Below are 14,139 nucleotides of genomic sequence, written 5' to 3' on the forward strand. Positions count from 1 at the left end.
AACGGCGGCCGCTGCTTCCGGCTCCCGCTGCTTCCGGCTCGAAGTCACGGCACCGGAACGTCGCATCGAAAAGGCCCCTGAGATCGTCACCGATCTTCGGGGCCTTTGCATTCACGTCTCGCGGAACCAAGCCGGAGAGGTGATCGCGCTGCGGCCGGCGGAGCGGCGAAACTCTAAAGGCCGCGCTTTTCCGGAGCCGACTTACGAGCGCCGGCGCGTCACTTCCGCCGCAGCGTCCCGTAGACGATGTTCCGGTTCTCGCCGTAAAAAACGTCGCAATCGAACTGATTGCGATCGACGCTCATGTTGATGATCTCCCACATGTCGTCGGCCGAGCGCAGGATCAGCTGCCAGTCCATGAAGGTTTCCATATAGCCGTCTGAGGTCACCTCGTCGCTGAAATTGGCGAACAGGAACTGCCCCCCCGGGCGCAGGAACTCGGCCAGGCGCTGCAGGAGCTTCACAGCGATCTTCTGCTGCAGATAGTCGTAGAGCCCCGACGCGTAGACGAGATCGAACTGGCCGAGATCGTATGAGCGCTTGAGCAAGCCGAGCACCGAGCCGATCATCGGTTCGACCACCGCTCCGCCGACGTCCCGGGTCATGGTGCCGACGCTGACAGGATCCTGGTCGAGCGCCACCCAGCGCTTGATCCGATTGGCGGAAAGGCTCCGGCAGATCTGCGCCTCGCGCAGATGGCCGGCGGCCACGGCCAGGATCTCCGCCGTCCCGCCGGTGCGCTCCGCCGTCTCGTCGACGGTGCGTGCGAGGATCTCACAGCGTTCGCGACCGGCCGCGCAGGCCGGATCGTTGACCGTACACGCGTAGATTTCCTTGCCGAGCGCCGACGCTTCGCCGATATGCTCGTTCATGCTCGGGTGCTTGTAATAGATATCGAGAAGGCTGGCGTCTCCCGAATAGCCTCGCGGCTTGGTGAACGACCAGTGCGTCAGCGGATCCTGGAACAGGAACTGCCCGACGGCGTGATTTTGGACGAACGGCACCAGCTTCTGCCAAACTGCCGTAGAGGAGGATCCGCGCACGCGGTGCAAATCGGCCACGAGCTTGGGGACGATTTTGACAGCTGGGGTGCTTTTCTCGAAGCTCTGCCGAGCAAGCTCAAGAATAATTGAAAGTTGACCAGCCGCTTCACGGAGATCGTCGTCCCCAGCCGCTTCAATCGCATCGAGGGAATGACGGTTGAAGAGCTCATTGGTGATAAGGCTATGTTCGTCGAAATTGACCAAAGACTTTGCTGCGACCATGGTGGCTCTCCAAAACGGCAAGGGCACAATTGATTAAAACTTGAATTACATATTTAAGGAAGCATTAATATGGAAAATGGTTAAAATCGTCCCAACGAGGCGCGACCCCTCCGGCCGTTCAACGGTCGGTAAGGTTCGCTCGTTATGATCAGCCTGACTGGTGACAGTCGTCGCTCGCGCGGGCGGTCGCGCCGATATCGGCCTTTGCGACTTTCCTCTCTGGAAGACAAAAGGCGATCTGAATGATCCAAGACGAGGAGGAACTTCGCAACAAGGTCGAGTTGGCCCTTTCTCAGCGGCGGTGGGGGCGAGCCCTTCCGATCCTCTATCGGGAGTTCGAGGAGAGCAATGATCTGGTCGACCGCAAATCGGTGCGGTTCGGCATGCGAGCGGCTGTGGCCTGCTTTCTGCTTTTCGGCTGCTTCGATTTGTGGCTGTTTCCGGACGTCGGGCTCTACGGCGTTCTGACGCGGATGACGGTTGGTCTCGGGTTCCTGGCCATCGTCGAATGGCAGGTCTCGCACGAGCGCAGCATGCGCACCATCAATGCCACCTGCGCATCAAGTCTCGCTGTGGCGGCGCTTTGCTGGCTGTTGGTCGTCAGTCACACCAGCCACCAGACGAACTTTGCGAACTTCATGGTGTTCGGTACGGTATTCGTCCTCAGTTCCAGCTTGTTCTTCCGGATCCGGTTCTCGGTCGCTGCCTCGAGTTCGACGCTGATCACCTTGTTGTTTGCGTTTGCAGCGGTCAACGCCGATGTCGATGTCAGCTTCAAGGTCATTCTCGTCGTCTTCTTCTTCAACTTTCTCGGGCTTGCACTGTATCTGTCCTGGCAGCTGGCGGCCGAGCGATACGTCACATTCCTCAATGCGACGCGCGCGCAACTCAACGAGATGGCCGACCGCGAGAAGGGGCTGCAGCTCGCCCGCATCGCCAACACCGACCATTTGACGGGGCTGAAGAATCGCCGCGCCGCCGTCCAGGAATACGACTCATTCCGCGAACGCTGGCTGCGGGACGGCAAGGCGATCGGCGTGCTTCTCGTCGACGTCGACCACTTCAAGGCCTATAACGACCATTACGGCCACCAGTCGGGCGATCGTTGTCTGATCGATGTCGGGCACGCCCTGCAGGCCGCAGCCGCGAAGGCGGGCGGAATACTCGGCCGTTACGGCGGTGAGGAATTCCTCGCCTTCACGCATGTTTCCGATACCGACGAGCTGTATCAGTTTGCAGAGTCGCTTCGCAAAGCCGTCGAGGCGCTCGCCTTGCCGCATTCCCAGCGACGCGACAGCAGCAATGTTGTGACCGTCAGCATCGGCGCGAGCATCACCCGCACCGACGCCAATTCCCATCTCGACCGGATGTGCAGCGAGGCCGACAACGCGCTTTACTCGGCCAAGGCGAACGGCCGGAACGGCACCCATGTCTTCGATGCGGAAGCCTCGCTGACCGACAACGAAGACCGCAACCTGGCGGTCATTCTGGAACAGGCGGTGGAGCGCGATCACCTTTCCCTCGTCTACCAGCCGATCGTCGACGTCGAGCGGGGCGGGGTCCACGCGGTGGAGACCTTGATGCGCTTGCGGGGCCCGGACGGCGTGGCGATCTCGCCGGCGATCTTCATCCCGGTCGCCGAGCGGACCGGCGCGATCATCCAGCTGGGTCGCTGGGCGATCCGCACCGCCTGTTCCGAGATCCTCGCCGCCGGTGTCGCCAAGAAGGTGTCGGTGAACGTCTCGCCGGTCCAGCTTCGCGAGGCCAGTTTCGCGCTGTTCGTCGCCGGTGTCCTCACCGAAATGAAGCTGGCTCCCTCGGCTCTCGCGCTCGAGATCACCGAAGGATTCGACATCGCGTCCGATTCGAAGGTCCTGCAGACCGTGTCGGCGCTGCAAAGGATCGGCGTCGAGATCTGGCTGGACGACTTCGGCACCGGCTATGCGGGATTGTCCTGGCTGCAGGCGGTCGAGTTCACCCTGGTGAAGATCGACCAGCGCTTCCTGCACAATTGCGAGACCGAGGAGGGGGCGAAGTTCCTGCAGGACATTCTGCAGCTCGTCAGGAATCGCGGCCTGTCGGTCGTCCTCGAAGGTGTCGAGACGCAGGAGCAGATGGACTACATCAAGAAAGCGAACGTTCCCTTCGCTCAGGGCTTCTACCTCGGCCGACCGGCACCCGTCGAAGGCCCGCTGGCAGCCCCGGGGATCGTGCACGCCACCAGGATGGGCTGACCGACCTCGGCCTCGGCAGCCGCGCCGACGCCACGGCCGGCAAAGGGGGCTCCCGAACGCCGGCCAGTGTTCCGGCGACAGCAAGACATCGACGCCGGAGCCTTCTCGCAGCTTCCGTCTTGCGGTCGGCAACCGGGCCCGTCTCGGCTTGCGCAGCGAAGCACCGCTTCATGAGTAGGCCGGCACGTCCAAGCGAAGATCGAGCCCCTTTCGAGCGTGACGCGACCGAGGCAGCCTTTTATCGCTCGGCGGCCGCGTTGCATCGGGCGCTGCTGCGGCTTGCCGCGTGGCGTGGACGAGCGCTTCGCGCCTTTCCGAACACTGGCAGCGTTCCGCTGGCGACGCGGCACTGGGGAAGGGTGCCAGCGGCCGGATTGCGCCGCCGCGGCTCACCCGGCTTCGAGGGCGCCCTCGTCCCCTGCGGGCGCGAGTGGCGAGAGTGGCCCCCGGGATCGCCGGAGCGGCAAGGCTTCGCGGCGCGTGGAAAGACCGTGTCACGAGTGGGCACGCTGAGACGTTCGGCGGCAGACTCCGTCGCGGTCGGCGTTGCCGAGCCAGAGGCATGGCGAAATCGCGGCATCATACCCGGAGCAAGCGCGTCGGCTCTCTCGATCTCAGCCGCCGTTCCGGTTCGCTCGCGGCGGAAAACCAGGTCGGTGGTGCCATGCCTGCGGGCTACGCCGTCGTTCACGAGGCCTGCGGCGGCGATCCTCACCCTCGTGAGGATCGCCATCCGGGATCGGCGGTCAGAACGCTTCCCAGCTCTCCTCGTCGTTGGCAGGAGCCGGGACGGCTGCCTTGGCCGAGGTGCCGCTGCGCATTTGCGCGACGGCCTTCGGCTTCGACGCTGCGGACCTGCGAGGGGCGTCCGAGGACCGATCGTCACGGATCTGGAACTTCGCCACGATGGCGACCAGCCTGTCGGTGTCGCTGCCGAGCGCCTGACAGGCCGCCGTCGCCTGTTCGACCATGGCGGCGTTCTGCTGGGTGACCTTGTCCATCTGGTCGGCCGCCACCGAAACCTCCTTCAGGCTCGTCGCCTGCTCGCCGGCGCTCGCCGCGATGTCGGCGATGATCCGGCTGACTGCGGCGACTTCGGCGACGATCTCGTCCAGGGATCGTCCGGAAGCCGTCACCAGCTTGACGCCCCGATCGACCTGCTCCGACGATGCGGTGATCAGCCCCTTGATCTCCTTGGCGGCTTCGGCCGAACGCTGGGCCAGCGCACGGACTTCCTGGGCGACGACGGCAAAACCCTTGCCGGCCTCGCCGGCCCGCGCTGCCTCCACCCCGGCATTGAGGGCGAGCAGGTTGGTCTGGAAGGCGATCTCGTCGATCACGCCGATGATCTGGTTGATCTGTTGGGAAGACCCCTCGATGGCGCCCATCGCGGTGATCGCCTCGGCGACGACTTCGCCGCCGGTCTGGGCCTTCTGGCGCGCGCCGTCAGCGGTCTTGCGGGCATGGTCGGCGCCTTCGGCGGTGTGGTTGACGGCGCTCGTCACCTCGCCGAGGGCCGCGACGGTCTCCTCGAGGCTTGCGGCCTGCTGTTCTGTCCGCTGGGCGATGTCGTTGGTCGCGACGATCATTTCGGAGATGCCGGTCCGATTGGAGTCGATCAGCCGCATGACTTCGCCGAAGGCCTGTTCCAGAGCCGAGGCGCTGTCGTTGAAGAGCTTGCGGACGCCCTCGTAGTCGACGGAGAAAGCCTTATCGAGGCGCACGGTGAGATCGCCGGCGGCCAGCCTGCCGAAGCCGGCCTGGATCTGCGCCATGAAGAATTCGTGCGCCTTGACGTAGCTCTCGCCCATCTCTTCCTGTTGACGGCGCTCGATCTCCTGTTGCGCCGCGGCCTCGGCCGCTTCCTGCTTGAGCCTCTGCTGCTCGTCGACGGCGTGGCGGAGGCTTTCCACGGAACGGGCCATCTGGCCGATCTCGTCGTTGCGGTCGAGACCCTCGACACGGCCGTCGGTTTGGCCTGCCGCGACGTTGGTAATGGTTCTCGCCAGGCTTTCGAGCGGCTGGAACATCCGGCGCGAGACGACGAGCGCGAGCAGGCCGACGACCAGCGCGACGAGGATGGCGATGAGGCCGAAGCGAAGCTGCAGCGCGTCGACCGAGGACAGGAATTCGGCTTTCGGGACGCCGACATAGAGAATCCCGATGGTCGCCCCGTCCTTGTCCTTGATCGGGTCGTAGGCGGTGAAGAACGACGTGCCGAGAATGTCGGCTTCGCCGCGATAGGGCTGCCCCGCCGTGATGACGGTGTCGTAGACGGGACCTTTCGCCAGGGTCGTCCCGGTCGCCCGGTCACCATCGGGTTTCGTGACGTTCGTCGCCACTCGCTTGTCGCCCATGAAGATGGTGGCCGTTCCGCCGACGAGTTCCTTGATGCGGTCGACGGGGGTGTTGAAGTCGTTCAGAGGCTGAAACCCGGCATAGAGCCTGTCGCCGTCGATCTTGAAGAAGCTGCCGTAGCGGTTGATCACGTCCCAGGCGACGCGCATGTTGGCTTCCTGCCGTTCCGCCGCTCTCTGCGAACCGTCGTTTCGCACCTCCATCAGGGCGACGAGGGAGAGGATGACGGCAACGATCGCGATCGCGCCAAGAACCATGGCGGAGACTTTGGCCGAGAGGCTGGATCTGAGCATCGAGAAAACCTGTCGATGGAATGGATACGACTGAGATCTTGAGATCGCGCAGAGCAGCCGGGCGCCGCACTTGCGGGAGTTTGCGATAATATTTGCTTAGATGAATAAAAAAATCGTTTCTGTACGATCACAGACCATCTCCACAATGAGGTCCGTCGTCTGGATCAACGGTCTATTCGATTGTATTTGTAACCAATCAGCTCTGGTTCTTGCAGAAGTATTTCTTCTGGGATCGACCAGAGTGCACATGACCTTCCTCTCTCGTCCGACCTGCGGTGCAAGCTCCGCAAAGCGCCGGTGACCGGCCGCTCCTGCGTCCGGGGCTCGCGGCACTCTTTTGGGCGCCAGCCCCGTCCGCATCCAGCTACTCGCCGGCGGAGAGGTTTTGATCTCTCTGGTCCGGGATCCTGGCGAGATTCTCGGTGTCGCACGGTCGAAACGGATGGCTTTCGCGGACCGGCCATGGATGTGAACCTGGCGCTCCGAAAAGCCACGTTTTCGCGCCGATCTCGAATTTGCAGCATTCGGCGGGGGGTAAAGTGGATGGCAAATTCTCGCCCGTCGACTATCCATGACGACAGAACAGCGAATGTCAGCGGGGAACGGTCATGGCGAAAATGCGAAACGACAGTGGGATCGAACGCTTCGAGGCGGCGGCGCCGAGGCTCGTCGACGTCGCCATGGGCCGCGCCAAGGCCGATCTCGTCGTCCGGAACGCCCGCTGGGTGAACGTCCATTCCGGCGAGATCATTCCCGGAACCGACATCGCCGTCGTCGCCGGCCGCTTCGCCTATTGCGGGCCCGACGCCTCCCACGCGATCGGGCCCGGCACCGAGGTCGTCGATGCGGCGGGGCGCTACGTCGTGCCGGGGCTCTGCGACGCGCATATGCATGTCGAGAGTTCCATGGTGACGGTGACCGAATTCTGCCGCGCGGTCATTCCCCACGGCACGACGTCGATGTTCGTCGATCCGCACGAGATCGCCAACGTCCTCGGCCTCGAGGGCGTCAGGCTGATGCATGACGAGGCGGCGAAGCAGCCGGTCAACGTCTGGGTACAGATGCCGTCCTGCGTGCCCTCGGCCCCGGGGCTGGAGGAGGGCGGCGCCACGCTCGGTCCGAAGGAGGTCGCCGAGGCGATGGGCTGGCCGTTGATCATCGGTCTCGGTGAGGTGATGAATTTTCCCGGCGTCGCCGCCAACGATCCGACCATGGTCGGCGAAATCGCCGCGACCCGCGCGGCCGGCAAGACCGTCGGCGGCCACTTTGCCTCGCCCGATCTCGGTCTCGCCTTCCACGGCTACGTGGCGGGCGGCGCCGAGGACGACCACGAAGGCACGCGGATGGAGGATGCGGCCGCGCGGGTGCGCCAGGGCATGAAGGCGATGCTGCGGCTCGGCTCGGCCTGGTACGACGTCGCCGCGCAGGTCAAGGCGATCACCGAGATGGGCCTTGATTCCCGCCACTTCATTCTCTGCACCGACGACTGCCATTCCGGCACGCTGGTGCGCGACGGCCACATGAACCGGGTGGTGCGCCATGCGATCGCGCAGGGGCTGAGGCCGATGACGGCGATCCAGATGGCGACCGTCAACACCGCCGAGCATTTCAAGCTGGAGCGCGAGATCGGCTCGGTGACACCGGGCCGCCGCGCCGACTTCCTGATCGTTTCCGACCTTGCCGAATTCTCGATCGACGCCGTCTACGGCCGCGGGGTTCGCCTCGCCTCGGCAGGCCGGCTCGAGGCGGACATGCCGGCCCATGCCTATCCGAAGAGCGCGATCGACACGGTGAAGCTCGGGCGCGAACTCGTCGCCGAGGACTTCCGGGTGAAGGCGCCCGAGGGCGACGCGAACAGCGCCGAGGTGCGGGTTATCGGCGTCGTCGAGAACCAGGCGCCGACCCGGGCGATGACGGCGCATGTGCCGGTCGAGAACGGCATTGTCATGCCCGATCCGGACGCCGACGTCTGCCGCATCGCGCTCGTCGAGCGGCACCGGGCGAGCGGTGCGCTCACCAATGGCTTCGTCTCGGGCTTCGGCTATCGCGGGCACTGCGCCATGGCCTCGACCGTCGCTCATGACAGCCACCACATGATCGTCGTCGGAACCAGCGACACGGACATGGCACTCGCCGCCAATCGTCTCGGCGAGGTCGGAGGCGGCGTGGTGTTCTTCGCCGACGGCGAGGAGAAGGCACTGATCGAGATGCCCATTGCGGGCCTGATGTCGAACGAGCGGGCCGAGATCGTCGCCGCCAAGGCGGATCGGCTGATCGCCGCGATGGGCGCAGCCGGCTGCGGCCTCAACAACGCCTACATGCAGCACTCGCTGCTGGCGCTGGTGGTCATTCCGGCCCTGCGCATTTCGGACAAGGGCATCGTCGACAGCGAGAACTTTCGGATCGTCGACCTGTTCGTTTGAGGTGGCCGCCTTTTCCGCGCGGTGGCGGCGAGGCCGGTGGCGATGACGGCGCCAGGCGAAGGCGGACGCCTGGCGTCGACCGGGCGCTTTCCCGGATTTCAGGGAGAGGATCGCCGCTTGCATCGCCGCGCGTCGCGGAAACGAAACAAAGGCGGCGGCTCCGACGATTTGGGGCGTTGATCGTCGGAGCCGTCCATCCCGGATCGCAGCGGCATGCGTTCCGGGCAGATTTGTGCAGCCTTTGACTTCGTATGCGGCATCCTGGGCGGATGTGGTGGCTGCGATGGGAGAAGGTTAGCCCCGCCATGTTTCGCGGCGATGGCGCCGCAGCCTCGCCATTGTTTCGTCATTGTTACGGCAACGGTCAGACGCTGATGAACGCCGGTGAAGTGCCGGAAGGGCGCTGCCGAAGGTCGAACGCCGTTTGGTCTCGCTCCTTCCTGTCATGAAGACTCTCGGGGCGCGCCCCCGCTTGGGCTGGGTTATTCGCCGGAGGACGCGTCGGCGGCCTGGTCCTCGGCTCCAGACCCGTCCGGCGGGCGAGGCTTTGACAAATCGGTCGTGCTGGCGCATCAACCGCCGCGACGATATTCGGCTTTCGCCCGAGGAAAGGAGCGCCTGCGATGACGGTTGGTCGGTTCGCGAACGAGGTTTCGCTCCAGATCATCATCGCGCTCATTTCGATTATCGGCGCCGGCGCCGCTCGGGCCGACGGTTCGTTCACGAACTGATCGCCCGGCCGCGACCGGCCGTCCCGCGCAGCGCCTCCGACCGCTTCGCCGACGATTTCACGCAATTTTCCGCCGCGCCTAGCGCGGCATTGCTCCGGTCCCGGTGCGTCCCACCGCCCCGCCATCAACCAGCGTGAGGCGCCGCAGCCCCGAAGCGGCCGACCGGACGAGACGAAAGACGAGACGATCCATGACCGAGACCGATTTCACCGCTCGCGTCGCTGCAGCCGAAGAAGCGCTGCGCGACCTGTTCCCTGCCACGCCGTTGCAGCTCAACGAGCATCTGTCGAAGAAATACGGTGCCCGCATCTTCCTGAAGCGCGAAGACCTGACGCCGGTGCGCTCCTACAAGATCCGCGGCGCCTTCAACTTCATGCGCAAGACGATGGCGGCGGGCAGCGCGAGCAGCAAGTTCTGCTGCGCCTCGGCCGGCAATCACGCCCAGGGCTTCGCCTTCGCCTGCAAGCATTTCGGCGTGAAGGGCCGGGTGTTCATGCCGGTGACGACGCCGCAGCAGAAGATCGAGAAGACCCGCGTCTTCGGCGGTGCGGCCATCGAGATCGAACTCACCGGCGACTTCTTCGACGACTGCTATGCGGCGGCCAAGACCTATTCGCTGGCCGAGGGTGCCGAATTCGTGCCGCCCTTCGATCACGAGGACATCGTCGAGGGCCAGGCGAGCGTCGCCCGGGAGATCCGCGAGCAGTTGGCGGGCGAGACGCTCGACCTCGTCGTCATGCCGGTCGGCGGCGGCGGCCTCGCCTCGGGCATGACGCGCTTCTTCGCCGAGGAGCCTGGCAGCCCGCCGGCCTTCAAGTTCGTCGAGCCGCTCGGTGCGCCGAGCCTTCGCACCAGCCTCGAAAACGGCGAACTCACCCGCATGCCGCAGGTCGACGGTTTCGTCGACGGGGCCGCGGTCGCCCAGATCGGCACCATCCCCTTCGAGGCGCTGCGGCGCTTCCGGCCCGACGACGTGGTGCTGGCGCCGGAAGGCCGGCTCTGCAACACCATGCTCGAAATGCTCAATCTCGAGGGCATCGTGCTGGAGCCGGCCGGAGCGCTCGCGATCGATGCCCTCGAAAGCCTGAAGGACGAGGTTCACGGCAAGACCGTCGTACTTGTCGTCTCGGGCGGCAATTTCGACTTCGAGCGCCTGCCGGACGTCAAGGAGCGGGCGCTCCGCTTCACCGGGCTGAAGAAGTATTTCATCCTCCGGCTCGCCCAGCGTCCAGGCGCGCTGAAGGACTTCCTCAACCTTCTCGGGCCGGACGACGACATCGCCCGCTTCGAATATCTGAAGAAGTCCGCCCGCGACTTCGGCTCGATCCTGCTCGGCATCGAGACCCGCGACCCGGCGAACTTCCCGGCCCTGCTCGCTCGGTTCGAGGCCGGCGGCATTCGCTATCAGGACATCACCGAGGATCAGATCGTCGCCGATCTTCTGATCTGACGCGCGGCGGCGCTTTCGGGCTCCGGTCCGAAAAGCTCGTCGCCGGGCAAGATCCGGAACACCGCGAAGGGCTCGTTCGCGCGCGGATCGACCGCATCGGCGACATGGTTGCGACCGAGCCGCTTGGCCGTATAGAGCCCCCGGTCCGCCGCTGTGACGAGTTCGGTCGCGGTGTGGAAGCGCTCGTCGCGGCCGGCCTCGAAGGTCACGTGCCCGAGGCTGGCGGTGACGGTGCCCCAGCCGGTGTTGCCGGGATGGTCGATGCCGAGGCCCTGGACGGCGGCACGCACGGCTTCGGCGATCCGTGCCGCTTCGAGGCGGGTCGTGTTTGGCAGCAGGACGGCGAATTCCTCGCCGCCATAGCGGGCCACCAGACTCTCGGGATGTCGCACGCTCCGCTCGACCGCCTTCGCCACCCTGCGCAGGCAGCGATCGCCGATCTGGTGGCCGTAGATGTCGTTGAACGACTTGAAGTGATCGACGTCGAGAAAAATGAGCGAGATCGGTTCACGGCCCCGCTTGAAGTCGTCCAGAGCCGCGGCGAGCGCCAGATCGAACCCGCGCCGGTTGGATATACCCGTCAGCGGATCGAGCAGGGCGAGGCGCTCGGCTTCGGCGTTCTGATGCATTCGTTCGGTGATGTCGGTGGCGATCTTCACCACCTTCGTCGGCCGGCCGGTAGCGGCATCGACGACTGGGTTGTAGCTCGCCTGCAGCCAGATCGTCCGTCCGGATCTGGCAAGACGGGGAAATTCCGCCTGAACGAATTCGCCGGCTCGAAGCCGGTTCCAAAAGGCGCCGTAGCTTGGGCTTTCGACGATTTCGGCTGCGACGAATTCGCGATGATTGCGCCCGAGAAGCTCGTCGACGTCGTAGCCGAGCAGGGAGGCGAAATTGGCATTGGCGGCGATGATCGTGCCGTCCATGGCAAATTCCACCATCGCGGTCGAGCGGGAGATCGCCGCCAGGATGTTCTCGTGATTGGTCGCCTGTCGCCGTTTTGCCGTCACGTTCGTGGCGATCAGCCGGATTGCCGTCACCTTCCCGTCCTCGGAGAGGACTGGATCGTAGCTGCCCTGCAGCCAGAGTTCCTGGCCGTTGCGGGTCATCCGGCGCAGCTCCCGCTGGACGACTTCGCCCGAGCGCAGAAGCTCCCATAGGGCGTGATACTGCGGGTCGTCGCGATCCTCGGGCCAGAGCAGCATCGCTTCCGGACGGCCGAGAACGTCCTCCCTTTCATACTGGGTCAGCCGGAGGAACTCGTCGCAGGCGGAAAGAAGCCTACCGTCGGGATCGAACTCGACCCGGGCGGCGGGGAGCGGCTTGATGTCGTGCGAGGGGCCGTCCTGCGGGGCCGCCGCGTCCCTCAGATCGTTGTCCATGTGCACGCATCCTCGCTGTCCTCAGCAAAAAGCCGGAGACGCTTCCGAAGGTTGCGTCGCGAGACGGGACATTGACCACAGTCGGTCAATGAAAGGTAAAGAAAATCGACGGCAAGCAGGCCTTCCACCGCGATCATGGTCGTGCGGCTGCGGCGCGACGATAGGACTTTGAAGATCAATGGCTTTCTTCGATGTCACTCGCCTCGAGCGACACCCTCGCGGCGCGGATCGGCGCCGCCTTCGAGGCCCTGCGGTGTCAGTGCGATGGCATGGATGCCGGAGTTGAGGTCGGTCTCCTTGACGGTGAAGCCGACGTCGCGCAATGCATCCGATAGTTGTGTCGCGCCGGTGCCGGCCTCGATCTCGAAGGGGCCGAACCGGTTGACGAGATGCGGCAGGTTCGCCGCCTCCTGGACGTTCATGTTCCAGTCGAGGACGGCGATCAGCGCCTGTGCGACATAGCCGATGATCTGGCTGCCGCCCGGCGAGCCGACGGCAAGGACCGGCTTGCCCTCGCGCATGACGATCGTCGGTGCCATCGAGGAGCGTGGCCGCTTGCCCGGCGCGACGGCATTGGCGATGGCGTGGCCCGCCTCGTCATGGGTCTCGAAGGAAAAGTCGGTCAGCTCGTTGTTGAGCAGGAACCCGCCGACCATCAGCCGCGAGCCGAAGCCGTTCTCGATCGTCGTCGTCATCGAGACGACGTTGCCGGCGCCGTCGACGATGGCAAAATGGCTGGTCGAGGGAAGCTCGATGGCGGTGTCGTCACCGAGCAGCATCGCATGGTCCCAGGGCGGCGTGCCGGGCTGGACCTGATCCTCGGTCATGGCTTTCTCCCCTTGGAGAAGCTTCGAGCGCTCGGCGAGATAGTCCGCGTCGAGGAGACCCTTCATCGGCATCGGCACGTAATCGACGTCGGCCATGTAGCGGCCGCGATCGGCGAAGGCGAGGCGCGAGGCGTCGCCGATCAGCCGCCAGGCCTTCGCGCTCTCCGGCCCGAGCGCAGCTAAGTCGAAGGGTTCGATCAGGCCGAGGATCTGGCCGACGGTGAGCGCCCCCGATGACGGCGGGCCCATGCCGCAGACCTCGTGGACGCGGTACGTGATGCAGACCGGTTCGCGCTCGACGATGCGGTAATTCTGAAGGTCCGAGAGAGCGAGGCGGCCGGGATTTCCCTCCGCCTCCTGCACGGTGGAGACGATCGCCTCGGCGAGCGGGCCGTCGTAGAAGGCCTCGGCGCCCGCTTCGGCGATGGTCCGGAGCGTTTCGGCGAAGGCCTCGTTCTTCAGGACGCTCCCGGCCTTCAGCGGCTCGCCTTCGCTGTCGAAGAAATAGTCCCGCGTGCCGGAAAAGCGCTTCAGCCGCTGGGCGTCCTCGGAAACGAGTTGCTCGAGTCGCGGCGACACTTCGAAGCCTGTGCGCGCGAGGTCGATCGCCGGCTGGACGACGCTCTCCCAGTCGAGCGCGCCGAAGCGCTCGTGGGTGTCGTAGAGAAGGCGGAGCGTTCCGGGCGTTCCGACGGAGCGGCCGCCGACCACCGCGTCGTAGAATGTCAGCGGATCGCCGGCCTCGTCGAGGAAGAGCGTCGGGCCGGCGGCTGCCGGCGCCGTCTCGCGGCCGTCGAAGGTGGTGAGGTGGCCGGCCTTGGCGTCGAAATAGACGAGGAACGCGCCGCCGCCGATGCCGGAGGACTGCGGCTCGACCAGATTGAGGACGAGCTGGACCGTCACCATCGCGTCGATGGCGTTGCCGCCCTTTTTCAGAATGGCGACACCGGCCTCGGCGGCCAGCGGATTGGCGGCCGCGACCATGAACTTCTTGGCCCTGGCGGGCTCGGCGGTCGCCGACCGCATGCCGCTGGCGGCTTCCGGCTGAACGCTGTCCGCCGCCTGCTGGGCTAAGGCCGTGGTGGTGACGAGGAAGCCGGCGAGGACGGCGGCGAGGGTCGAGCGAATTGGCGTCACGTGCGGCTCCTTCGCGGTTGCCCGAAAGAAGCTAGGGCC

Annotated in this window: 7 protein-coding genes; 3 read left to right on the forward strand and 4 right to left on the reverse strand. The window is 65.2% G+C overall.

Annotated features, from left to right (window positions below):
- Positions 1-218 precede the first annotated feature (218 nt).
- The gene (locus GTK09_RS05665; RefSeq protein WP_163461769.1) at positions 219-1,265 is read right to left on the reverse strand and encodes a class I SAM-dependent methyltransferase; all 1,047 of its coding nucleotides are present in this window, start codon (positions 1,263-1,265) and stop codon (positions 219-221) included.
- Between the two features lie 242 nt (positions 1,266-1,507).
- Between GTK09_RS05665 and GTK09_RS05670 the strand changes: the two genes are divergently transcribed.
- Positions 1,508-3,499: a putative bifunctional diguanylate cyclase/phosphodiesterase gene (locus GTK09_RS05670; RefSeq protein ID WP_163461771.1), complete on the forward strand. Its 1,992-nt coding sequence runs from the start codon at positions 1,508-1,510 to the stop codon at positions 3,497-3,499.
- A gap of 746 nt (positions 3,500-4,245) precedes the next feature.
- Here the strand turns inward: GTK09_RS05670 and GTK09_RS05675 are convergent.
- Positions 4,246-6,150 carry a methyl-accepting chemotaxis protein gene (locus tag GTK09_RS05675; protein ID WP_163461773.1) on the reverse strand — a complete coding sequence of 635 codons (1,905 nt, stop codon included), beginning with the start codon at positions 6,148-6,150 and terminating at the stop codon, positions 4,246-4,248.
- Between the two features lie 608 nt (positions 6,151-6,758).
- On the opposite strand from GTK09_RS05675, the gene ade reads away from it, so the two are divergent.
- Both ade and ilvA read left to right on the forward strand, forming a co-directional pair.
- The gene (gene ade / locus GTK09_RS05680; protein ID WP_163461775.1) at positions 6,759-8,573 is read left to right on the forward strand and encodes an adenine deaminase; all 1,815 of its coding nucleotides are present in this window, start codon (positions 6,759-6,761) and stop codon (positions 8,571-8,573) included.
- Positions 8,574-9,494: 921 nt separating this feature from the next.
- Positions 9,495-10,754 carry a threonine ammonia-lyase IlvA gene (ilvA, locus tag GTK09_RS05685; RefSeq protein ID WP_163461777.1) on the forward strand — a complete coding sequence of 420 codons (1,260 nt, stop codon included), beginning with the start codon at positions 9,495-9,497 and terminating at the stop codon, positions 10,752-10,754.
- Here ilvA and GTK09_RS05690 read toward each other — a convergent pair.
- Positions 10,727-12,136 (reverse strand): sensor domain-containing diguanylate cyclase, encoded by a 1,410-nt coding sequence (locus GTK09_RS05690; protein WP_163461780.1) that lies wholly within the window; start codon positions 12,134-12,136, stop codon positions 10,727-10,729. The genes ilvA and GTK09_RS05690 overlap by 28 nt on opposite strands.
- Positions 12,137-12,330: 194 nt before the next feature.
- A complete protein-coding gene (ggt, locus tag GTK09_RS05695) occupies positions 12,331-14,100 on the reverse strand; it encodes a gamma-glutamyltransferase (protein WP_376767951.1) in 1,770 nt (589 codons plus the stop codon).
- Positions 14,101-14,139: the final 39 nt, after the last annotated feature.

Source organism: Jiella pacifica, assembly GCF_010500815.1.
GTDB classification, from domain to species: Bacteria; Pseudomonadota; Alphaproteobacteria; order Rhizobiales; family Rhizobiaceae; genus Jiella; species Jiella pacifica.